Genomic DNA, 23095 nt, shown 5'->3' with positions numbered 1-23095 from the left:
AACTAATGAAAAAGAGCCTTTTATTTTTACTAATTTCTGGAGGCGTTTGGTTGGCAGGCTGCGACAAAAAACAAACTACTGCCGAAGAAATCAAGGCCTTTATGCTATCAGATACGATGATGAAGCGTATTGAGCTTGCCACCGTAAAAACCGAACCGGTACGGAGCGAATTAACGCTTGTCGGAAAGGTGATTGCCGACGAAAACCGTGTCATTAAAGTGTTTCCGTTGGTGGGCGGCAATGTCGAAAATGTAAGCGTAGAGCTAGGGGATTATGTCCGCAAAGGACAAGTCCTTGCTACGATACGTTCGGGCGAAGTGGCTGATTTTGAGCGCCAAATGATTCAGGCACAAGCGGAGGTGTTGGTAGCCGAAAAAAACCTCAAAACCGCAGAGGAGCTTTTTGATAGCAAGCTCAATTCGCAACGCGAAGTGGTGGCAGCCAAAAAAGAACTCGAAAATGCGCAGGCTGAATTGAATCGTATCAAAGAAGTATTTCGGATTTACGGACTCGGCAAGACTCCCGTTTATTTGGTCAAATCCCCGATTGATGGTTTTGTGATTAGTAAAAATGTGAATCCCGGTATGCAGTTACGCTCCGACAACGACGAGCAGATTTTTACCGTGGGTCAAATCAGTGAAGTATGGGTCATGGCCAATGTCAACGAAAGTGATATTCCGAAAGTGAAATTGGGTATGAAGGCTGATATACAGACAATTAGCTATGGGGATGAATTGTTTAGAGGGGGCGTTGACAAAATCTATAACGTACTCGACCCCGACACCAAAACCATGAAAGTAAGAATCAGACTCAACAATGTAGGCTATAAACTCAAGCCTGAAATGCACGCTACGGTATCGCTCAAGTTCAATGAAGGAGGAGAGATGATAGCGATTCCGGCAAGTTCGGTGATTTTTGACCGTAGCAAAAACTGGGTGATGGTGTTCCGCAATCGTTCCGATATTGAGACGCGTGAAGTGCAGGTCTATAAAATGCTCAATGATATAGCGTATATACGTGCAGGTTTGAGAACTGATGAACAGGTCATATCCAAAAATCAATTGTTGGTATATGATGCTTTAAATGATTAAAGGCTGATCCTTATTGACTTATGAACAAATTTATTAGAGGAATAGTAGGTTTTTCACTCAAAAACCGATTCTTTGTTTTCTTCATGACGGGCGTGTTGGTGATTTCGGGCGTGGTGAGCTATCTCAACACTCCTTTGGAGGCCTTTCCCGACGTGACCAATACCCAAATCATTGTAGTTACGGAATGGAACGGACGTAGTGCCGAAGAAATAGAGCGTTTTGTGACAGTGCCTATTGAAGTAGCCATGAACTCTGTACAGCGCAAAACCAACGTGCGGAGCGTGACAATGTTTGGGTTGAGTATCATCAAAATCATTTTTGAGGACGATGTAGAAGATTTTTTTGCCCGACAACAAGTCAATAACCAACTCCGAACGGTATCGCTGCCCGATGGAGTGGAGCCGGATGTGCAGCCTCCATACGGCCCTACGGGCGAAATCTTCAGATTTACGCTCGAAAGCAAAGATCGCGATAGTAGAGAGTTGTTGACTTTGCACAATTGGGTGATTGATAGACAATTAAGAAGTGTGCCAGGCGTAGCAGATGTAGTGGCGTTTGGCGGAAGAGAAAAAATCTACGAAATTCAGGTCAACCCTACGCAGCTTGCCAAATACGGTATTACGCCCTTAGAAGTATATGAAGCGGTGACCAAAAGCAACGTCAACGTAGGTGGAGATGTAATCGAAAAGAATGGACAGGCCTATGTAGTGCGGGGAATAGGATTGCTCAACTCTATCGCCGACATCGAAAACATCATTGTACAGTATGTGAATGATAATCCTATTTTGGTCAGAAACGTAGCAGACGTGAAAGAATCTAATCTGCCAAGGGTAGGACAAGTAGGACTTGACCAAAATGACGACGTAGTAGAAGGTATCGTAGTGCAACGTAAAGGCGAGAACCCTAGTGAAGTATTGGGGCGAGTCAAAGCCAAAATCGAAGAGCTAAATACCAAGATATTGCCGCCAGATGTGAAAATGGTGACTTTTTATGACCGTGACAATTTGATTGATTTTTGTACCAAAACGGTCTTACACAATCTTTTCGAAGGGATTTTGTTTGTGACGGTGATTGTATTTTTGTTTATGGCCGATTGGCGCACCACGCTCATTGTGTCTATTGTGATTCCTTTGGCGTTGTTGTTTGCTTTCATGTGCTTGCGTATGAGGGGGATGTCCGCAAACCTGCTCTCTATGGGAGCCGTCGATTTTGGGATTATCATTGACGGAGCAGTGGTGATGGTAGAGGGGATATTTGTAACACTCGATCACCTTGCCCACAAAAAAGGCATGGATAAGTTTAACAAATTGGCCAAGTTAGGTCTTATCAAAAAAACGGGTGGAGAGCTTGGTAAGGCCGTCTTTTTTTCAAAACTTATCATTATTACGGCATTGCTGCCCATCTTTAGTTTTCAGAAAGTCGAAGGTAAAATGTTTAGTCCTTTGGCCTTTACCTTAGGTTTTGCTTTACTAGGGGCGTTGTTGTACACCCTTACTTTGGTGCCGGTACTTTGTTCGTTTTTATTACGAAAAAACGTAAGAGAAAAGTCAAATCCTATCGTTCGATTTTTTGATACTTGGGTAAGCCGTGGCTTTGAGTTTTGTTATAAACACAAGAAAATAAGCGTTTTTGCTTCATTAGTGTTTTTAGGAACTACTTTGTTTTCGGCCAAATTGCTCGGAACTGAGTTTTTGCCACAGCTCAACGAAGGCTCTTTGTGGATTACGGCAGAGCTACCGATGAGTTATTCTCAAAACGAAAGTGTGAAGATTGCGCGGATTATTAGACAAAAAATCAATAATCATAAAGAAGTAAAACAAGTACTTTCGCAAGAAGGTAGGTCAAACGACGGTACCGACCCCAATGGCTTTAACTTCTTGCAATTTCAGGTAGATCTCAAACCCAAAGAAGAACTTAACGGCAAATCGGTAGATGACATTATTGAGGAGCTAGATCATGATTTGTCTCATTTTCAGGGGATTACCTACAACTATTCACAGCCCATTATCGATAACGTGGCCGAAGCCGCCGCTGGCATAAAAGCCTCCAATGCCATCAAAATCTACGGCGAAGACCTTGATAAATTAGATGCCTTAGCCGACCAAGTTTTGGAGGAAATCAAGGCGGTACCAGGTGTAAAAGATGCGGGGATTTTAAGAAATACGGGGCAGCCCGAAATGAGTGTCATCCTGCATGACCACAAAATGGCGCTTTATGGCGTCAGTATTGCCGATGCCCAAGCGGTGATTGAGATGGCGATTGGCGGAAAAACTGCCTCTATTCTCTATGAAGGAGAGCGGAAGTTTGATATTCGGTTACGTTATCAAGAGCAATACCGCCGCAATGAAGACGATATTTTGATGCTGATGGTGCCTACTTTGAAGGGGAGTAAAATCCCGCTCAAAGAGATCGCTACTCTACGCAAAGTAACAGGGCCGGCTTTTGTGTATCGCGACAACAACAAACGATTTATTGGGGTGAAATTTTCGGTGCGAGAGCGCGATTTAGGAAGTACCATCGCCGAAGCACAGAAAAAAGTAGAGCCTATCTTAAAGACATTGCCAAAAGGCTATTCGATTGATTGGACGGGAGAGTTTGAAAACCAAGTGCGTGCTACCGAACGCCTTGGTCAAGTAGTGCCGATTAGCCTTGCGGCAATTTTTGTATTGCTTTTTATCACCTTCGGCAATGCCAAAGATGCCGGGCTGGTCCTCATCAATGTGCCCTTTGCATTGATAGGAGGTATATTGGCCTTGCATTTTACCCATATGAATTTTGGAATTTCGGCAGGGGTAGGTTTCATTGCTTTGTTTGGGATTTGTGTTCAAAATGGGGTCATTCTGATTTCGGTGTTCAACAAAAACCTAGCTTCCCGAATGTCTCTCGACACCGCCATACGAGAGGGCGTAAAATCTCGGATTAGGCCCGTAGTAATGACGGCTATGATGGCGGCGATTGGACTATTACCTGCGGCAGTTTCGACGGGTATCGGCTCCGAAACCCAAAAACCTCTGGCGATTGTGGTAATTGGAGGGCTGATTACCGCTACGGTGTTGACGTTGCTTATCTTCCCGATTATTTATCGCTTTTTCTATCGTCACAACGTTCACACAATGAGGGATTTAGATTAAGTAAAAAATAATTCTTAACGAGATCCTGAAACTATAATCGAATTCAAGGATGAAAATCCTACCTAGCTCATTCGTTTTTGTACTGACTTGCTTGCCTTTGATAGGGATTGGGCAGCGGACTATTACTGACACTCAATTATGGCCTGGAACCTCGCTAGAATTTAATTTGCCTAAAAAGTGGGCTTTTACAGCTCAGTATCGTAGCAGATTTATTGAAGATGTTACCTATTATAAAGGATCTTATTTGTTTGGAATTCTCGAATACGATTTCAACAAAAACTTCCGAGGAGTTGCCAATTATCGGTTAGCTTTGGTAGATAGGGGAGTTTTTCATCGATATTTTTTGGGAGTTTCGGCGAGGGTAAAATTAAATCACTGGACATTGAATTTTAGACCCGCTATTCAATATCAGAATCAGCGGTTTATAGGAGATGATGAGATTAGATTTGATACTGACGCTTATTTTAGACCTCGTTTGACTCTTAAATATAAGCTCAATAAAAAATTTGATGTTTATGCTTATGCAGAGCCTTTTTATGCATTGAAAAAAAATCTATACTTCAAAACAGATAACTGGCAAAACTCAGTTGGATTGAAGTATGAGTTTATAAAAAATCAAGTGCTAAACCCTTATTTTATATGGCAGCCTATTTTGGCAACCAACAATGCCAAACAAAATTTTATAATGGGGTTGGATTTGGAGTTTTCTATTAAACCTTTCAAAAAATCTAAGCATAAAAAAAAATTGACTACTACCAGAAGTAGTAGCCAATGAGTCAACATACAGCCACGAAAACAATCAGATTATTGGGGTTTAGGACTAGCTGAGTCGGGGACTCGCTTGTCAAGTTGAGCTATCATATCATTAAAATCTTTGTCGGCGGGGTCCAATTCTTTTCCTTTTTGAGCAAACTCCAAGGCTTTGGCAGGGTCGTTTTCAATGGCGGTATAGTAAGAATACAAGAATTTAAGGGCGATTTTCATGTCATACTTAAATTTCTTTTCTTCTTTTTTGGTGTAGGCCAATTCCACAAAACGCTCATAAAACGGAACCGACTTAGCAAAGGTGGTATCTTGACCCGCGTATCCATAGTAATTGGACTTGGCGCGGTACAGAATAGTAGGAAGGTGGTCGGGACTACTTTCCTGCACAGCCGCAAAAGCCGAATCTGCTTTCAGGTACATTGTAGAGTCGTTGGGACCCATTTTGTAAGCAGCCATAGCAAGCCAAAATTTGTCTTTAACTGACGATTTGTTGAAGCGTTTTTCGCCAGCCTCCACGTATTTTACTACGTCTTTGTAGTTTTTGAGGCGATAGCTCATTTCGGCAATTTCGCTGTAGAGATTTTCGGTAGTATCGGTTTTGGCGGCTTTGGCCAAATAAAACACCGCTATCGAATCTTTGGCAATGGTAGTATCGGTAGTGTTTTGATAAGCTCTGCCAAGTAGTTTATACTCAAGTCCTTCGGCTTTGTCGGGCGCTTTTTCTAGAAAAGTTTCTAGGTTTTGGATAGATTTGTCATAGTCTTTTAGACTAAAATATGACCTCCCCAATAAACGATATTTGACGGGCGATTCTATATCTTTTTTGACTTGTACTAGTTTTTCTACCGCTCTAGAATATTGCCTAGCTAGATAATCAAACTGCCCTGACCGATAGCGTAATTCGGCGGTGGGGGTTTCGACTAGCCATAGGTATTTATCCATATTGGCAGCGGCGTCCTTGAATTTATTGGTTTGGAAGCTTAGTTCGGCCAATTGCAAATAAGAAGGTGTATAAAGCGAATCGGCTCCAAGAGCAGCCTTATAATAATCAGAAGCGAGGTTATAGCTTTTGCCCGCCCAGTATATATTTCCGATACGATGGTTTGGAAGACTGCGATTGGGAAGGTATTCCATTGCATATTCGTAGGCAGTTACGGCGGGTCCACCGTTGGTGGGAGTAGCCAAGGCGCGTGCATCGCCTAAGGTAAGCCAAATACCTCCATTTTTCTTATCGCGTTTTAGGGCTTGCTCAAGATAATCAATGGCTTTTTGAGCATTGTGATGTGGATAGAGGGGAGTATCTACATCGTTGATTACTTGCGCATAACCGGTATAGGCTTCTCCAATGCGCCAAAGGATTTCGGGGTCTTTGCCTTTGCTAGCTTTTAAAACTTCTTCCAAAATTTGGTCAGCGTCGGCGGTACGTCCTTCTAAGAAAGCTACAATTCCTAAACCCGTTTTGTTAAGAGGATGGCGCTTTTCGTCGAGTGCCGTTCCTTTTTCAAAATATTGCTGCGCTTCCGAGAGACGGTTGGTACGAATTGCTAAGTAGCCACTATAAAAGTATGTCTGACGCGTTGGTTGAGTTTGGTGAATATCCTGTAAAGTTTGTATTGCTTTATTGGGTTGATTTCTATCGAGCCATTGGATAGCACTTTGAATATCTTGGGCTTGTAGGGATAGAATTCCTAAGGTCAGACATATCAGACTGACCGTTAGGGGGCGAAAAATCTTTTTCATGCGTGTGGTTGTTTTAGGTTAACGAAAAAGATGTAAGGCGGGCAAATCAAGTAATAGAAAAGGTGTGGAGAGCAAATAATAACGGTGTGGAATTAACGGGTAACTACGATTTGGGGGGGTAGTAACTACGACTTGGATGAAATATTTTAGAAAAACAGAAAACTATCTCTTAAATGAAATTCTATCGAGCCTAAGTAGGCATTGGTGGTATACACATTCGCTTTGTAAGTGCCGTCAGGTACTTTGGTAGAAGGCTCAAATTCAAAAACAATCTTTTGAGGGTTACGGCCAAAATCTGCTGATTGAACTACATGAACAGGTACTTCGAGGGTAGATTCATTGTTTTTTACGTTTACATTTTGGATAGCCCCACTCATCGGACGATTTTCTAAATCGGTCAGACTCAGATAGACTTGCTGAGACCCTTCGCCTGAGAGTGCTTTAGGAAGTGTCAACGAAACCAAAATGGTATTTGCTTTTTTGGCTTTCGCGGTTACTTTGTTGTTATTTTTCAGTACATCTACCCTAAAGTTATTGGCCGTAATAAGGTCTTTTGAGACCATGCCACCAAGCTGAGTAGTAAGGTCATTGACTTGAGTTTGAAGACCTTCATTTGATTTTTTTAGAGAATTGTTTTCGGCAACCCATTTGTTCTTTTCGTTTTGATAGGTCTCAATCTCTGCCTTCAAATCGTTTTTGAGCTGTGTCAACTCTGCTACTTGATTGTTGAGGTCTGATACATCTTCTTGTTGTATTTTACTCTCTTTTTGAAGACGGGTCAGAATTTGGTTCTTTTGAGAAAGAAGTTTTTGGGTGGAATTGAGTTTTTGGTTGAGCGATTCTTTATCAGTGTTGGCAGAAGCGAGTTCTTGGCTGAGGTTATGAATATCGCGTTCGAGACTGAGCTTGACGGACAACAACGAATCTGCTTTAAGCGTTGTTTTGTCATTTTCTTTGGCCAAGTCCCCTGTTTTATCCCAGAAATAAATGCCTCCTATAACGCTGCCGGTGAGCAACAAGGCTAGTACGCCAGCGATGAGTTTTGAGTTTTGAGCAGTCCATTCCATAGTCTTATGTTTTTGGGTGGAACTTTCATTTTGATGATACAAAGGTTTTACCCAAAACTTAAGAACACCTTAACGACAAATTAGAATTTTCTTAGAAGACAAAAAAAATGGAGTCACAACATCCTAGCTTTGAGGACCCAAATGTTTGATTTTAACCACAAACGAAGTCCCAAGGTGTTGTTTGCTTTTTACTTCAATACTTCCCTCATGAAGATCAATGATGCGCTGAACCACCGACAGCCCTACGCCAAAGCCTTGATAATCAATGGCATTTTTGGAACGATAAAAAGGCTGAAAAATATGAGGTAAATCTACTTTGGCAATCCCAATGCCTTGGTCAATCACCCTTACGATGCAGTATTGCTCATCAAAACCTAAGCGAAGCGTTGCTTGGTGATTGGGGGTATATTTGCAGGCATTTTCTAATAAATTTACAAACACATTTTTTAAGAGTGCCTCATTGCCTTTTACAAGGGTAAAGTAATCTTCTTCGGGTATCTGATCAAAATCAAAATTGATATGATAATCGGTGTGTACAGAAAGCAACTCCTGTTGGGCATTGAGGAGTACTTCTTCCATCCGCACTTCATCAAAGGGAAGTTGGTCGGGGGTTTCATGAATTCTGGCCAGTTGAAGTAGGCTATTGGATAATTCGATGAGGCGGTCGGTGTCTTTGAGGAGATTTTTTAAAATCAGGTGATGGTCTTCTGAAGAGTGAAGTACCGACAACCCTACTTGAATTTCGGTTTTAAGGGCAGAAAGAGGCGTACGAAGCTCATGGGAAGCTTGGGACACAAATTGTTTTTGCTGCTGAAAAGCAAGTTCGAGCCTTTCTAGCATGAGATTAAAATTGGTAGCTAGCTGCGCTATTTCATCTTTACCATTGCCTTCATTGATGCGTTTGCGGAGATTGCGAGCCGTGATTTCCCCTACTTCCTGATTGATAGTATGAATAGGACGTAACGCTTGATTAGCAAAAAATAAAGACAAGGCGATAGTGACAGCAATACCTCCTAAAAAAGCAAATAGAAGGGTAATAACCAACTCCTGAAGCTGGAGTTTTCCGTTTTTGTCGACTCCCGATGCAATGACTACAAAGCGGTCATATCTTCCTTCAAATAGGAGTCCAATCACGGCTCTTTCTTCGTACAAAAATCTTATTTCTCTTCGGAGGCGGCTATTGTTGATGAGCTGATGATTGACATACGGAGACACCTTCTCGAGGTTGGAATAAAGCAACAAATTGCGATAATCATAGATGAATATCTCTTCGGCGGGGAGCCGAGATGAAGAGTTTCGGTCGATGAGCTTGAGGAGCGTGGTGTTAAATTCTTTGACATCAACTAGTAAGCGGGCGGTAGTTTTGGCGCGGCGAGCAAGGCGGTCATAAAAATTGGTGCGGCGTTGATTTTCTGCCCTAAAATACACAATAGCCGAAAATACCAACAAAATTGCCAGTACTATTAAGGTAAATTGTAAGGCTATTTTGTACCGTATTTGCATGAGCTAGTCGGCTTTTAAATAGTACCCCAGCCCTGTTTTGGTATGAATCAATTTAGGCTCAAAATTACGGTCTATCTTTTTGCGTAAATAATTGATAAATACCTCTATGACATTGGTATTGGTGTCGAAATTAAGCTCCCATACGTGTTCGATGATGTCCATTTTTGAAAGTACGCGGCCTTTATTTCGTAACAAAAACTCTAGCAGCTCATACTCGCGAGCAGTGAGGTCGATGAGCTGATTGTTACGTCTTACGGTTTTATTGACGAGGTTCATCTCTAAGTTGGCCTCTCTCAATATCTCTGAAGCTTGTTCATGGGTAGCATTGGTACGACGTAATAGGGCGTGAATACGCGCCAGTAATTCCCTGAAATCGAAAGGTTTAACTAGATAATCGTCTGCTCCAAAATCAAGTCCTTTGACGCGGTCGTCGATTTCGCCCAAGGCCGTAAGCATCAAAATCGGCGTAGCGACTCCGTGCTGCCTTATGGCCTTGCATACCTCAAATCCATTCATGAGCGGCAGGTTGATGTCCAAAATAATGAGGTCGTAATTATAAGTAGTGGCAAGGCGAGCCCCTACAAAACCATCATAGGCTGGCTCGACTACAAAGCCGTGTTTTTGGAGGCCATTGGTGGTAGCGTCTGAGATGCGTTTATCATCTTCTACAAAAAGTAATTTGGTGGAAGTCTCCATGGTGTGTTTAGAGATTTCTTAACAGCAAAGTGTCTTTTCTTAAACGTATTTTTAGGTAATTGTTGAGCCGATTAAGGTCTGCTGGTGCAAGAGGGCGCTTCTCTACTTCCAACAGGACTTGGGAGATTGTGTCGGTTTTAGCACCTATAAAAACTACTTCCCCAAAACCCACTTGTTTGACTTGAGGATAAAGGGCTTGAATTTCCTTTAAAATATTAGTTTGTGTGCGATTAGTGGAATCAGGTCTTTGGTTTACATTCAGGGTTTTGAGGAGATTTTGAACTGCTTCGTTGCTCATTTCGGAGATTTCTTCACGGGTCAGGTTCATCCTAAATAGTCGAATTTCGTAATCAGGAATGTTGTTGAGCCGCAAACTTTTATTAAATTCTTCCATTTGAGGTTCTTCCAGCTGCTCACCCGAATAATAAATCTTAACTTGGCGAGGTACTAGTTCGCGATGAATTTCCCATTTCAATACTTCATTTCCTCGTTTTGTGATTTCATTAACAACTTGAGTTTCGATGATTTTTTTCTCCCGATTGTTTTTATAAACGGTGTATAAAAAGTAAATACTTGGGATGAGCGTCACAATCAAAGTACCATAAATAAAATTGCGAACTCGTTTACGAACTGTATCATTTACATACTCTTTGAGGGGAAATCGTAAGTATTTTGCCACGGCAAAAGTAGCCAAACTAATAAAGACGGCATTGATAGCAAAAAGGTAAAAGGCTCCTCCAAAGATGCGCCAATCGCCATGCGCTAGTCCAAATCCTGCTGTACATACGGGTGGCATCAAGGCGGTGGCAATTGCTACGCCCGGAATCGCGTTGGTTTTTTCGGAACGAGAACCTGCCACTATACCAGCTACGCCTCCAAATAAAGCCACCATTACATCTAGCAGGTTGGGCTGGGTACGGGCGAGTTCCTCGGCGGTGGGTTCGCTCAGTGGTGATACCCAAAAATATAGCGTACTGGTAGCCAAGCTAGCCACCGTCGCAATAGTAAGATTGCGGAGCGACCGCAGCAATATATCTTGGTCATTGATGGCCAATCCTAACCCTACTCCTAAAATAGGAGACATAAGAGGAGAAATAAGCATGGCTCCAATGATGACCGCCGTGGAGTTGGTATCAAGGCCAATGGAGGCCAGCATTGCAGCACAAATAAGTATCCATAAATTGTAGCCCCTCATGGAGATTCCATCCGAAATCTCACGGATGGTTTTGGGGGCATCTGTAGTATCAAAAAGATGAAAAAGGGAGTGGAATTGGGTTTGAATAAAATTCTTCATAGACTATACTCAAACGATAGAAAATAATGAAAAAAAATAAGACAATTTGGCCAAATGCTGAGACATGGGCAAATTGTCTTATACGACTGACTAGGCGATTTTTACAACCTCACCGCTGATAGAATGCTTGAGGGCTAGTTCTTTCACAAAATTGAGATGGCCAGAAGGTGCCATCATAAACAGTCGTCCTCCTTTTTGACTAGCCAACATGCTCAACAGCCGGAGTTTTGAAACTACTCTGTCGGGATTGTCGGTTTTAAGAACTACTTCAAAATAAGATTTTTCATAAAGCAACTTTGCTGTCACATCAGGTATGAAGCGCTCGTCATCATTTTGACGTTCGTAAGCAATGGGTACTTCAAATCCCTCTAAGTTAGCTTTTATTTGTTCGTAACCTTTACGTTTTACCCACTCTACTACTTTGGGTATATAAGAATCTTTGTCCATGATTAAAAAAAAGTTTATGATTCGTAGCTGTGCTACCTAAGCAAAATAGGAGTGAAGCAGCTACCAATCTAAATGAATAAGAAATTTTTTAAAAACAACCTTTAAAAGGGTATTGTCAAATAAGGGTTGGGGAAAACATTTGGCTCATGTTTTGTCTGCGTACCTTCTTGGGGGCTAGGGTGAGGTCTGATAGAAAGCACTGGGACTTTGGCATGATTGACGATTTGTTGGGCAAAAGGCCCAATGAAAAGTTCTTTGATTTGATAATCAAGAGAAGCCGTTACTACTAGTAAATCTACTTCTAACTCATTGGCTTTTTCTAAAATGGTTTCGGCCAATGTATCCGAAAAATGGAACTGTGTTTCTACGCTTACGCCATCTTCTTCAATGATTTTGATGAGTTTGGCGGCTTCGTCATTGAGTGCTTCAAAAGTATGATTCCCAAGACGTTCTAATACACCCATAACAATAAGCTTTGCGTTGTTTTTACGGATGATCCGCCGCGCAAAATCATATTTTTCTAAGGCATCAGCCACAGGACGTACTGGAAACAGTATCTTTTTGAAATCGAGCCATTGCTGATGAGGCGGAATGGTCAGAACAGGGCACGAGGCACTCCTGATAACACTATAAGCGGTAGAACCCATAAAAAACTCCCGCAACCCCGATGCGCCATGACTACCCAATACAATCAAATCTACTTGATGAGATTTGGCCAGGTGTACAATCGAGTCTGTGACACTGCCCGTTTCTACTAATCCTTGGGCATCTATGCCATGAGTTGTGATGAGGGTGTCTACCCATTGGGCTAACTGCTGATTGGCTGTTTTCAAAACCTGATCAAGTCCCGAATCCAAGATTACGCTTCCTTCGGGCATTACAAATGCGGTATTGACACTTACGACGTGCACCAAAACCAATTTCGCTTGGTGTCGCTTGGCCATAGCGACGGCGGTTTGGAGCGCATTGAGCGAGGTGTCGCTAAAGTCGATCGGAACAAGTATTTTTTGTAAGGCTAGAGTATCCATAGTGCTGACTTTTAGAATAAAATAAAATGCTATGCAGGGACGGTGACCGTAGCAAAAACAAACAATTCCCCAACTTCTAAGTGCGTTAGCTATTCGTATGCCCCAAAAGAATATGCAAATATACGACCATTATAGCAACAAATTTACTTATTCTAAACTTAATAAGGGCTTAATGTAAAATTAGAATTTTATAAAATACAATGAAGGCAGATGTCGCATTTTATTGATAAATCTTTAAAAACTAGCAATTTATGCGCTGTTTACCTATAAAAATACTGGTTATTGGGTAGGTTTAACGTATGAAATTCACTGCTTTTTAAATAAGAGTTATTTGAATAAATCATTAATATTGTCCGAATAAAATAACCCCAAGTGTATGTTTTCATCTCAAACTTATATACAGCGTCGTGCTGTTCTCAAAAACTCCCTTCAAGGAGGGCTACTTCTATTTCTAGGAAACGAAGAAACAGGCATGAATTATACTGACAATACCTATCATTTTCGACAGGATAGTACTTTTTTATACTATTTTGGTCTTGATAAAGTAGGGTTGGCGGCTATTATTGACTTAGAATCGGGTGAAGAATGGATTGTAGGAGATGAGATTACGATGGATGATGTGATTTGGGCAGGGCCGCAGCCTACCCTTTTGGCGCAGGCTTTGGAAGTGGGAGTGGCGCAGGTATTGCCTAAGTCAGCATTAGAAACCAAAATCAAAGGAAGCTTAAGTATAGGGAAATCAGTTCATTACTTGCCCCCTTACCGCCCAGAGCATACCTTCAAATTACATCAGTTGACGGGGTGGGCGTTGGGCGAAATCCCGCAGAAAATTTCTCAGGAGTTTGTAATGGCCGTCATCAATCAGCGGTCTTATAAAACCGACGAAGAAATCATAGAAATGGATAAAGCCGTTGATATTTCGGCTCAAATGCATCTCAATGCAATCAAAGCTACGCAAGCTGGTAAATATGAATACGAAATCGTAGGAGTAGTGCATGGTACGGCAAGGAGTGGAGGAGGAGACTTAGCTTATCCTATTATTTTGTCGGTCAATGGTCAAACGCTCCACAACCACTATCACGGCAATCGTCTCACTAGCGGCAAGCTCGTACTAGGGGATTTTGGAGCGGAGGCGGTTTCACATTATGCGGGAGATATTACGCGTACATGGCCTGTGGATCGTACATTTACCCAAAAACAAAAGGAAATTTATCAGATTGTGCTAGATGCTAATCTGAACGTAATCGCCGCTCTCCGACCCGGAATTACGTATCTTGATTGCCATTTGATTGCTTGGCGTACGGTAGCAGAAGGGCTCAAAGACCTCGGTTTGCTGAAAGGTGATATTGACGAAATGCTTACACTTGGCGTACCAGCGTTGTTTATGCCTCATGGCGTAGGGCACATGATTGGTTTGGATGTACACGACATGGAAAGCCTAGGAGAAGACCTCATTGGCTACCGTGAAGGTATGACGCGTAGTTCGTTATTGGGTCTCAAATCCCTACGTTTAGCCAAAGAACTAGAAGCGGGTTTTGTACTCACGGTAGAGCCAGGGCTTTATTTTATTCCCGAATTGATTCAACAATGGCAAAGCCAAGGAAAATTCTTAGAGTATGTAAATTATGAGGCTTTGAAAGACTACTTTGATTTTGGAGGCGTAAGGATTGAAGACAATTATCTCATTACCCACGATGGTGCTCGCCTCATTGGAGCGCCTATTCCGAAGACGATAGCCGAAATAGAAGCTCTAAGGGCTTAAAAATCCACCCGTTAGATTGACAGTGATACCAAAATGCGTTACGATATTATTGATAAAGAGCTGTTTGTACAAAACCGCCAAAGACTTTATAAATTGCTAAAGCCTAAAAGCTTGGTAGTCTTGAATGCCAATGATGTGATGCCTACCAATGCCGACGGTACCATGGGCTTTCGGCAAAACTCAGATTTATTTTATTTGTCGGGCATTGATCAAGAAGATACTATCCTTGTTTTGTTTCCAGAGCATCCTGATCCGCGTTTTCGTGAAGTACTTTTCTTGCGTGAAACCAACGAACTGATTGCTGTTTGGGAAGGCGAAAAACTATCAAAAGAGCAAGCGACCAAGGTTTCGGGGATAGAGCGTATTTATTGGACTCATCAGTTTGAGGTAATTTTTAGTCAAATGGTATTTGAAGCCGACTATGTATATCTCAATACCAATGAACACGCCCGGAGTGACTTGCAGGTACAATCACGAGATGCGCGTTATATCCGTGATTTTAAGGAAAGATATCCTTTGCATACGCTACAACGCTTAGCACCTTTGACCTACTATCTGCGGGCTACCAAGCAAACACAAGAAATTGGGCTGATTCAGCAAGCTATTGATATTACGAGAGAGGGATTTTTGAGGGTGCTGAAGTTTACAAAACCAGAAGTGTGGGAATATGAGATTGAAGCCGAGTTTGCGCATGAGTTTATCAAACGACGTTCGAAGGGCTTCGCTTATACGCCTATTATCGCTTCGGGGGCCAATGCTTGTGTACTGCATTATGTTCAAAACAATAAGCAGTGTAAAGATGGAGAAGTGTTGCTACTAGATGTAGCAGCCGAATATGCCAATTATAATGCCGATTTGACACGTTCTATTCCTGTCAATGGACGATTTACGGCTCGCCAACGAGAGGTGTATGAGGCCGTTTTACGGGTAATGAAAGCCGCTAAAACGATGCTCACCACGGGCAATACCTTGGATGAATACCAAGCCGAAGTCGCCAAAGTGATGGAAAGCGAATTGTTGGGTTTGGGTTTGTTGACCAAAACTGACATCGAAAAACAAGACCCCGAATGGCCTGCTTATAAAAAATATTTTATGCATGGCACTTCTCACTTACTGGGCTTGGATGTGCACGATGTCGGAAGTCGCTACCGCAAATTTGCACCGGGCATGGTTTTTACGTGTGAGCCTGGGATTTATATCAAACAAGAAGGGTTGGGGATTCGGCTTGAAAACAATATCCTCATTACCGAAAGTGGTAATATCGATCTCATGGCTCATATTCCCATAGAGGCCGATGAAATTGAGGAATGGATGAATCAACCCTGATGAGTAAAGTAAATGACACCACTCAGTGAGTTCCTAAAACATGTTTTAGAAACTCACTGGCTTTTAATTTGAGCTAAATACACTCTATGGAACTCTTTCTAAACGAGGATGTAATCAAGTTGCTGATTGCAGCTGGGTTGGGGGCATTGATAGGATTAGAGCGCGAATACCACAGCAAATCGGCAGGACTACGAACTATGATGCTTATATCGTTGGGAGCGACTCTTTTTACCGTTATCTCTACAAAACTAGGGAACGATACTGGACGAATCGCCGCCAATATCGTAACAGGTATAGGTTTTATTGGAGGGGGAATTATTTTTCGAGAAAACAACCGCGTAGTAGGAATCACTACCGCTGCCACCGCTTGGGCTACGGCGGCACTTGGAATGTGTGTAGGAATAGGATTTTACCATATTGCACTAGTAGCCTCTGGACTGGTATTGGTGGTGTTGTATGTTTTGTTGCCGATTCAAAACATGATAAAACGCCGCAATCAACTTCGTAACTACCGAATTGTATGTAAGTTTCAGCAAAAAACACTCAAAAACTACGAAATGCTATTTCGGGATTTAGGGCTTGATGCCAAAAGAGGCATACAAAGCCGAGTCGGTAATACAATCACAGGTACTTGGATTGTGCAAGGTTCTGAAAGGGAGCATGAAAAATTGACCAAAATTTTATTGAATGATAAAGAGGTAATAGAGTTCGATTTTTAACCAAAACTTTTGATTGTAAAATCTTCTTCAAAACCGTTTAATAAATTGTTGATTGCCTATTTTTTTTAATTAAACAATTTCTATTTATCTTACCAAACAGCATTATTTCTAAGTAGCATAAAAATGAAGACATATGTCTAAAATATAAATTAATTATACCAAAATAACCATTCTATAAAATATGGTCTCCGAAAAACGTAGTGCATTAGTGATTGGGGCTACAGGTTTGGTGGGAGCAAAAGTCGTAGAAAAACTACTGACTTCCGAAAAATATACACATGTCAAAGTTCTTGTTCGTAAGCCATTGAATATCAGCCATTCGAAACTTGAGTGTATTGTTTTTGATTTTGACAAACCAGATATATCGCTCATAAAAGCCGACGACGTGTTTTGTTGCTTAGGCACTACTATGAAAAAAGCGGGTTCAAAAGCAGCCTTTTACAAAGTTGACTATACCTATCCTTACGAAATAGCCCAAATGGCTCTTGCCAATGGTGCCAAACGATTTGCTATCGTTACGGCAATGGGAGCCAATTCAAAATCGCTTTTTTATTATAATCGGGTAAAAGGTGATATTGAAGAAGCCTTAAAAAAATTAGGGTATGAAGCATTACTTATTTTCAGGCCGTCGTTGCTGCTTGGTAATCGTACCGAAAGCCGCACTGGTGAAAAAATAGGGGAAGCATTAGCCAAATTTTTTCAAGGTATGATACCCATCAAGTACCGAGCCATCGAAGCAGAAAAAGTAGCTGCGGCTATGGTTTCTATCACCGCCAGCAACGTAAAAGGAGCGCTTGTCTACGAATCAGACCTTATGCAAGAATTTTGACCTGACATCTATGAGCTTAATAATTAGACCCGCGCTAGCACTTGACGTGTCCAGTGTGTATCAATTTATCAGTGAGTTAGAAGAGGAAGTTTTTGATTTTGAGGTGTTTAATAAAATATATGTCCACAACTTAGCTAATCCTGATTGCCATTACTTCTTGGCTTTTGACGCAGATGAGTGTATAGGATATGCAAGCGTACATGCTCAGTGGCTATTGCATCACTGCGGTAAAGTAGGCGAAATTCAAGAGATGTTTGTCAAGGAATCTTATCGTGGAAAAGGCATCGGGAGTCTTCTTATAGAGGCGCTTTTTGAAGTGGCAAAGCGCGAAAATTTCAAAATTTTGGAAGTAACAGCCAACAAAAAGCGAATGGATACGCATCGTTTTTATGAAAGTAAAGGCTTACTACCTACTCATTTTAAGTTTGTAAAAAAGTACGATTAATAAATCTACACAGGTATAAGAGCATATATATCGCCTACAGCATACCATACTAAAGAAAGAAAACTTGTTTTTAGAAACATAGAATGTGGTATGATGTGTCTTTAATAACTGCAAATAAACTAATAAGCACTTATGTTTAAACAAATTCTTTTTATTATGCTCATTTTAGGGGCGGTATCGTCGGCTGATGCACAAGATACCCGTTTATACGAAACCCGCATTTATTATACCGAACCTGGTAGGTTGGAAGCCCTGCTGACTCGTTTTCGTAATCATACTACCCGTATCTTCGAAAAACATGGAATGACTAATGTGGGGTATTGGGTGCCTTTGCACGAAGAAAACAAGCTCATCTACGTACTTTCGTACCCTGACCGTGCCGCTCGTGACGCCGCGTGGAAAGCCTTCGGGTCTGATCCTGAGTGGAAAAAAGTGCAGAGTGAGTCGGAGCTAAGTGGCAAAATTGTTTCCAAAGTAGAAAGCATTTTTATGAAAGCCACGGATTTTTCGCCCAAAATCAAATCCTCTAAAAGTAAAAAAGAGCGCGTATTTGAGCTACGAACTTACACCACCAATACTGGGAAACTGCCTGATTTGTTGACGCGTTTTAGGGATCATACACTCAAATTGTTTAAAAAACATGGCATGACTAACGTAGCCTATTGGACCGTGGATGGCAAAGATGATACACTGATTTATATTTTGGCACACCCTAGTGAAGAGGCTGGAAAACAAGCATTTGAAGCATTTAGGACTGACCCTGTGTGGATCAAAGCACGCGACGAATCAGAAAAGAATGGTAAGCTGGCAGCTAAGGTAGAATCAGTCTATATGAAAGCTACAGATTTCTCCACTATTAAATAACTGGAACTAATCGTAATCAATGAAAACCCAGCTCATTGTTTTGACTTTAGGGGTTGTTTTGGGTAGTTGTGGAGGCTCCGAAAAGCAAGCTTCTCATTCGGCTGTGGCAGATAGTACGGTAGTAAAGGTTATGAAAGATAGCCTGAGTGTTTATTTGCCTGATGTGAAAGCCTTGCTTCCTGAAGCACAAACGGTAGAAGTCAAAGATGACCCTGTATTTTTCAAGGCCAAGTCTTATAAAGCTATTCCTTTGCAGAAGGTTCTTGATCAATTTTTGCCAGCTTACAAAAAACTTGACCTCAGCCAAACTCAAATTGTGTTTGAGTGTGAAGATGGCTATAATCCTTCGATGTCGTTAGAGAAAATACTGAATAAAAAAGCGTATTTGGCTGTTTCTGACATCGATGCTCCAACAGGCGAAGAGTGGATAAATCCGAAAAAAGGTAATCATGAAATGAAAATAGCGCCGTTTTATGTAGTCTATACAGATGTGCCTGCCAAGGATGTAACCTATAAATGGCCTTACAATTTGGTCAAAATAAGTTTATCAGCCGCTTCAAAGGAGTTAGCTGTGCTTTTTCCTAAAGAAGATGATACGCAAGTCAAAGGATTTGAATTGTTTAAAGTAAATTGTTTGACTTGCCATTCGCTCAACAAAGTGGGTGGAAAGATGGGACCCGAACTCAATTATCCCAAAAGTATCACTGAGTACTGGCAAGTAGAGCATATCAAACAATTTGTAAAAGCTCCTTCATCCTACCGAAACGATTGCAAAATGCCAGCCGTGACTCACCTAAGCGATAGAGAACTCGACGAAATCGTGAGCTATTTGCAGTACATGTCGAAGCATAAGGTACAGGATTCTTAGAGTCTTATCCAAGATTTAGGAAGTAGGTCTTTGGTATCAAATCGCCCTGAATGGAACCACTCCAGCGGGGCGATTACTATTTTATTGGGATGGGGGTTAAGCCAAGCTCCCCACCAGCTAAAGGTACTGTTGGCGATGATATGATGCTGACAACAAGCCATAAGCCACAAGTCTTCGGGAGCGGAATGAGGCTCTACAAAATGGGTAGGATAGGCAAAAGATAAATTGGCTTTGCACCATTCTATATCGTCCGAAAATACAAATAAAGTAAAAGAAGAGGAAAGTTGAGAGGTTAGCAAATCAAGCGCTCTGTGATAATAGTCTTGTGGGCAAGTACACAAATAAAGGTTTGATTTGGAGTAGTGTAGATAGTCGCCACGTCGTATATGCAAACTTACTGCTAAAGTACTTTTGATTTTTTTTGACCAATTCTGATAAGCACCGGAAGGAGGAAATTGTAGGGCCAAATCTTCGCGGATAGTGGATGCAATGGGAGCAAAATATTTTTCAGATTGCCAGTATCCATCCAAATAGGCATTGTCGGGGGTGGATAGTATAGAAGAAGCAAAGTGAAAATGAGGCTCTCGATAATAACGGGTATGTAAATGCCTTGAAAGATTTATTTTTGATAGCCAAGGCGAGAAAGTACCTTTCAGTGATTTGATTTCAGTTTTAGTGGCAGCTGTGGCTTGGATATGAAAAGCCTCCAATGCAAAACTACGATAAGTCCATTGATGAGAATTGTCGAGGTAGGAAGTGTCAAATCTCAATTCAGTTTGATGCCGGAGAGCCAAGTGCCTCCCCAAGGCATACTGAAAAAGTTGATTGCCCAGCCCTCCTCGGAGTTTGGTGATAATCATGAGACTAATTTTTTTATTAATTCATCATAGGTCTTTATTACTTTTTGCCAATTATAGTTTGAGTAGAAGGCTTTCTTTCCAGCTTCACTCAATTGCATACGTTCTTGAGAATGTTGCAATAGAAAAAATACTTGTTTTTTGAACTGCTCTGAAGTACGAAAACACATTCCACCCGCCAGCTCAGATACGGCTCCTACGTCTCTACATACGAAAGGAACCCCAGCTGCCATCGAATCTAACAGTACCAAAGGCTGAACTTCGGTGAAGGTAGCTGATACAAACAAAGTGGAGGCGTGATAAGCGGCCTTTATATGTGATTGAGATAGTTTGTCAAAGATAAAGATAGTTTTGTTTAGTTTTGTAGAAGCTAGCTTTTTTAGCTTTTCGGTATACAAATTGACATGACTTCCAATCAAAATCAAGGCAGTATCTTCCAGATTCATCTCTAAAAACCACTTTATCAACTGATGTTGGCCTTTGGATTTGATAAAATTACTTACACAAAGGAGCATATTTGAGGTAGATATTCCGTAGTGTTTCTTAAAGTTGAGGCTTGTAGGTATATCAAAATCAGGTTGAGCAGCATTCGGAATGACCGAGAAGTTTGGTAGCGAGAGGCGTTTTGACCATACTACATCTGTCATGCGAAAGGAATCAGGTTTGGAGCTAAGAAAAACATAGTGGTCAAATTTTTTTAACTTTTCAGGAAAACGCCATGCTAATGGCCGATTGAGCAACCACCTTATCCATCCTTTTATCCCAGGAAGTAGTAGATTGAGAGTGGTGCCATGACTTACCAAGACAGTCTTGCCTCTAATGTGTTTCCATAAGGGTAATGCAAGTTCAGACACCCATGTTTCCCAACAATGAAAAAAGAAAATATGCGCATTTGATTCTAATAAGTAAGTCTGATAATCTCTTTCTTGTTCGGTTTTGGGGCGAAGCGAAAATCCTCGGTAGTGAATAGGAAAATAGACAAGTTTGAAGGGAAATTTGGGTGTCTGCTGGGGCAATGGCTGCGTAATGACCGTGACATCATACCCTAGTTGATGTAATCCAAAGGCGTGCTGAAATGCTACTTGGGCTATTCCATGTTGGGCTGGATAAAAATCAAAACTAGCAATAACAATCTTGAGCGACATAACGCAAAAAAGGGATAGAGTTTTGCTTTTGACCCACTTATTGAAGAAAAGCAACATAAATTTTATAAAATTTGTGTTGGATAGATAAACCACTTCGCTACTAAACCTGTGGTAGCGTACCTGACAGTGGATACTTATGATAAAAAAATCTTTACTCTAGTTTTAGTTTGCGTTTAAAATTTGTACTTTTGCGGGCAATTTTTTGATAACTCGCTTTTTTGAATGACGGCTTGTGTCCGTCCGCTGAAAAAAGCATCAATTTAATTTATAACAATGTCTAATGAGTTAATCAAGTTGGTTGATGCAGAATTCGCTGGAAAACGCGAAAGCATCCCTTCGTTTCAAGCAGGGGATACCCTCAATGTTCACCTTAAAATTATTGAAGGTACCAAAGAGCGGATTCAGGTATTCACTGGAACCGTAATTCAACGCCGCAACGTAGGTGGAAGTGGAGAGACTTTTACTATCCGTAAAGTATCCAACGGAGTGGGTGTAGAGCGTATAATCCCTATTCTGTCACCAAACATCGATAAAATCGAATTGGTACGTCAAGGTAGAGTACGTCGTGCTCGTTTGTTTTATCTTCGTGGTAAACAAGGCAAAGCCGCTCGTGTTAAAGAGAAAAAGAAATAATTTCTCAAAGCGAGTGGTTATAAAAAAGCTGTCTTTTGAGGCGGCTTTTTTTATTTGTATTTTTGATTTTACACAAAATAGCTACTTCCAATGCTTCACGATAAATTTTCTATTAGATTTTCAAAGTACCAGGGTACAGGCAATGACTTTATCATGATTGATGACCGTGAGGAGCAATTTCCGGTCGACAAAAACTTTATCGAATTTTTATGTCATCGTCGTTTTGGAATAGGAGCTGATGGCCTTATCTTACTTCGCAATGCAGAAGGATATGATTTCAGAATGGTCTATTTCAATGCTGATGGAGGCGAAGGCAGTATGTGTGGCAATGGCGGGCGTTGTACTGTAAGGTTTGCACAGGATTTGGGACTTTTTGAGGAAAATACGCTTTTTATTGCCGTAGATGGTGAGCACAAGGCCGTCGCGTGTGAAGAAGAGATTTTCTTAAAAATGGGTGATGTGACAGGAGGGAACCAAGATGGCAACGACTATTTTTTAAATACAGGCTCTCCTCATTATGTCACTTTTGTGGAATCGGTAGAATCGGTAGATGTGGTGACTGAAGGTAGAAAAATACGCTATGGAGATGTATATGGTCCTAAAGGAGGAACCAACGTCAATTTTGTGCAAAACCTCGATGAGCAGACGCTCTATGTACGTACTTATGAGCGGGGAGTAGAGGATGAGACCTACTCGTGTGGGACTGGTGTAACGGCCTGTGCTTTAGTGGCTCACAAACGATTTGAAATGCCTGAGCTTATCAATGTCAAAACCAAAGGAGGAGACCTCCGGGTCTCGTTTGTAGAAGATGAGAAAGGCTTCAACAATATATACCTAATCGGGCCTGCCGTCAAAGTATATGAAGGCGTTTTTGTGGTCGATTAA

At 41.4% G+C, this 23095-nt stretch carries 21 protein-coding genes; 12 read left to right on the top strand and 9 right to left on the bottom strand.

Going from position 1 to position 23095, the window contains the following annotated elements:
* The first annotated feature begins 5 nt into the window (after nucleotides 1-5).
* Genes P1X15_RS27745 through P1X15_RS27735 form a run of 3 tightly spaced genes read left to right on the top strand, consistent with a single transcriptional unit; the run spans nucleotide 6 to nucleotide 4997 of the window.
* Entirely contained in the window at nucleotides 6-1091 is a 1086-nt protein-coding gene (locus P1X15_RS27745; protein ID WP_277341393.1) for an efflux RND transporter periplasmic adaptor subunit, read from the top strand.
* A 20-nt stretch (nucleotides 1092-1111) separates the two neighbouring features.
* Nucleotides 1112-4222, top strand: coding sequence for an efflux RND transporter permease subunit (locus tag P1X15_RS27740; protein ID WP_277341392.1), 3111 nt, complete (start codon nucleotides 1112-1114; stop codon nucleotides 4220-4222).
* A gap of 49 nt (nucleotides 4223-4271) precedes the next feature.
* Nucleotides 4272-4997 carry a DUF2490 domain-containing protein gene (locus P1X15_RS27735; protein ID WP_277341391.1) on the top strand — a complete coding sequence of 242 codons (726 nt, stop codon included), beginning with the start codon at nucleotides 4272-4274 and terminating at the stop codon, nucleotides 4995-4997.
* A gap of 29 nt (nucleotides 4998-5026) precedes the next feature.
* On the opposite strand, the gene P1X15_RS27730 is transcribed toward P1X15_RS27735, so the two are convergent.
* The 7 genes from P1X15_RS27730 to P1X15_RS27700 all read right to left on the bottom strand — a co-directional run bounded on the left by P1X15_RS27730 (nucleotide 5027) and on the right by P1X15_RS27700 (nucleotide 12762).
* Nucleotides 5027-6727 (bottom strand): lipopolysaccharide assembly protein LapB, encoded by a 1701-nt coding sequence (locus tag P1X15_RS27730; RefSeq protein WP_277341390.1) that lies wholly within the window; start codon nucleotides 6725-6727, stop codon nucleotides 5027-5029.
* Nucleotides 6728-6873: 146 nt separating this feature from the next.
* Nucleotides 6874-7794 carry a hypothetical protein gene (locus P1X15_RS27725; RefSeq protein ID WP_277341389.1) on the bottom strand — a complete coding sequence of 307 codons (921 nt, stop codon included), beginning with the start codon at nucleotides 7792-7794 and terminating at the stop codon, nucleotides 6874-6876.
* 123 nt (nucleotides 7795-7917) lie between these two features.
* Nucleotides 7918-9297: a cell wall metabolism sensor histidine kinase WalK gene (locus P1X15_RS27720; protein ID WP_277341388.1), complete on the bottom strand. Its 1380-nt coding sequence runs from the start codon at nucleotides 9295-9297 to the stop codon at nucleotides 7918-7920.
* A 3-nt stretch (nucleotides 9298-9300) separates the two neighbouring features.
* Nucleotides 9301-9993, bottom strand: coding sequence for a response regulator transcription factor (locus tag P1X15_RS27715; protein ID WP_277341387.1), 693 nt, complete (start codon nucleotides 9991-9993; stop codon nucleotides 9301-9303).
* A gap of 7 nt (nucleotides 9994-10000) precedes the next feature.
* Nucleotides 10001-11287 carry a DUF389 domain-containing protein gene (locus tag P1X15_RS27710; RefSeq protein WP_277341386.1) on the bottom strand — a complete coding sequence of 429 codons (1287 nt, stop codon included), beginning with the start codon at nucleotides 11285-11287 and terminating at the stop codon, nucleotides 10001-10003.
* Between the two features lie 90 nt (nucleotides 11288-11377).
* On the bottom strand, nucleotides 11378-11734 hold the full coding sequence (locus tag P1X15_RS27705; RefSeq protein WP_277341385.1) for a hypothetical protein: 357 nt from the start codon (nucleotides 11732-11734) through the stop codon (nucleotides 11378-11380).
* Nucleotides 11735-11835: 101 nt separating this feature from the next.
* Nucleotides 11836-12762, bottom strand: coding sequence for a universal stress protein (locus P1X15_RS27700; RefSeq protein WP_277341384.1), 927 nt, complete (start codon nucleotides 12760-12762; stop codon nucleotides 11836-11838).
* Nucleotides 12763-13138: 376 nt separating this feature from the next.
* On the opposite strand from P1X15_RS27700, the gene P1X15_RS27695 reads away from it, so the two are divergent.
* From P1X15_RS27695 to P1X15_RS27665, 7 genes are all read left to right on the top strand, one after another.
* The gene (locus P1X15_RS27695; RefSeq protein ID WP_277341383.1) at nucleotides 13139-14524 is read left to right on the top strand and encodes an aminopeptidase P family protein; all 1386 of its coding nucleotides are present in this window, start codon (nucleotides 13139-13141) and stop codon (nucleotides 14522-14524) included.
* Nucleotides 14525-14557: 33 nt separating this feature from the next.
* Nucleotides 14558-15850, top strand: coding sequence for an aminopeptidase P family protein (locus tag P1X15_RS27690; RefSeq protein WP_277341382.1), 1293 nt, complete (start codon nucleotides 14558-14560; stop codon nucleotides 15848-15850).
* A gap of 86 nt (nucleotides 15851-15936) precedes the next feature.
* A complete protein-coding gene (locus P1X15_RS27685; RefSeq protein WP_277341381.1) occupies nucleotides 15937-16569 on the top strand; it encodes an MgtC/SapB family protein in 633 nt (210 codons plus the stop codon).
* A 181-nt stretch (nucleotides 16570-16750) separates the two neighbouring features.
* The gene (locus tag P1X15_RS27680) at nucleotides 16751-17398 is read left to right on the top strand and encodes an NAD(P)H-binding protein (protein ID WP_277341380.1); all 648 of its coding nucleotides are present in this window, start codon (nucleotides 16751-16753) and stop codon (nucleotides 17396-17398) included.
* 10 nt (nucleotides 17399-17408) lie between these two features.
* Nucleotides 17409-17843, top strand: coding sequence for a GNAT family N-acetyltransferase (locus P1X15_RS27675; protein ID WP_277341379.1), 435 nt, complete (start codon nucleotides 17409-17411; stop codon nucleotides 17841-17843).
* Between the two features lie 132 nt (nucleotides 17844-17975).
* A complete protein-coding gene (locus tag P1X15_RS27670) occupies nucleotides 17976-18707 on the top strand; it encodes an NIPSNAP family protein (RefSeq protein ID WP_277341378.1) in 732 nt (243 codons plus the stop codon).
* A gap of 19 nt (nucleotides 18708-18726) precedes the next feature.
* A complete protein-coding gene (locus P1X15_RS27665; RefSeq protein ID WP_277341377.1) occupies nucleotides 18727-19575 on the top strand; it encodes a cytochrome c in 849 nt (282 codons plus the stop codon).
* Here the strand turns inward: P1X15_RS27665 and P1X15_RS27660 are convergent.
* Nucleotides 19572-20435, bottom strand: coding sequence for an alpha-1,2-fucosyltransferase (locus tag P1X15_RS27660; protein ID WP_277341376.1), 864 nt, complete (start codon nucleotides 20433-20435; stop codon nucleotides 19572-19574). The genes P1X15_RS27665 and P1X15_RS27660 overlap by 4 nt on opposite strands.
* The gene (locus P1X15_RS27655) at nucleotides 20432-21577 is read right to left on the bottom strand and encodes a glycosyltransferase family 4 protein (RefSeq protein WP_277341375.1); all 1146 of its coding nucleotides are present in this window, start codon (nucleotides 21575-21577) and stop codon (nucleotides 20432-20434) included. Before P1X15_RS27655 ends, P1X15_RS27660 begins: the two co-directional genes overlap by 4 nt.
* A gap of 273 nt (nucleotides 21578-21850) precedes the next feature.
* On the opposite strand from P1X15_RS27655, the gene rplS reads away from it, so the two are divergent.
* Nucleotides 21851-22210, top strand: a complete 360-nt coding sequence (rplS, locus tag P1X15_RS27650) for a 50S ribosomal protein L19 (RefSeq protein WP_277341374.1) — start codon at nucleotides 21851-21853, stop codon at nucleotides 22208-22210.
* A 90-nt stretch (nucleotides 22211-22300) separates the two neighbouring features.
* The gene (gene dapF, locus P1X15_RS27645; RefSeq protein ID WP_277341373.1) at nucleotides 22301-23095 is read left to right on the top strand and encodes a diaminopimelate epimerase; all 795 of its coding nucleotides are present in this window, start codon (nucleotides 22301-22303) and stop codon (nucleotides 23093-23095) included.

Origin of the sequence: Runella sp. MFBS21, assembly GCF_029433105.1 — a bacterium.
Taxonomy (GTDB): Bacteria; Bacteroidota; Bacteroidia; order Cytophagales; family Spirosomataceae; genus Runella.
This window is presented reverse-complemented; position numbering and strand designations above follow the sequence as displayed.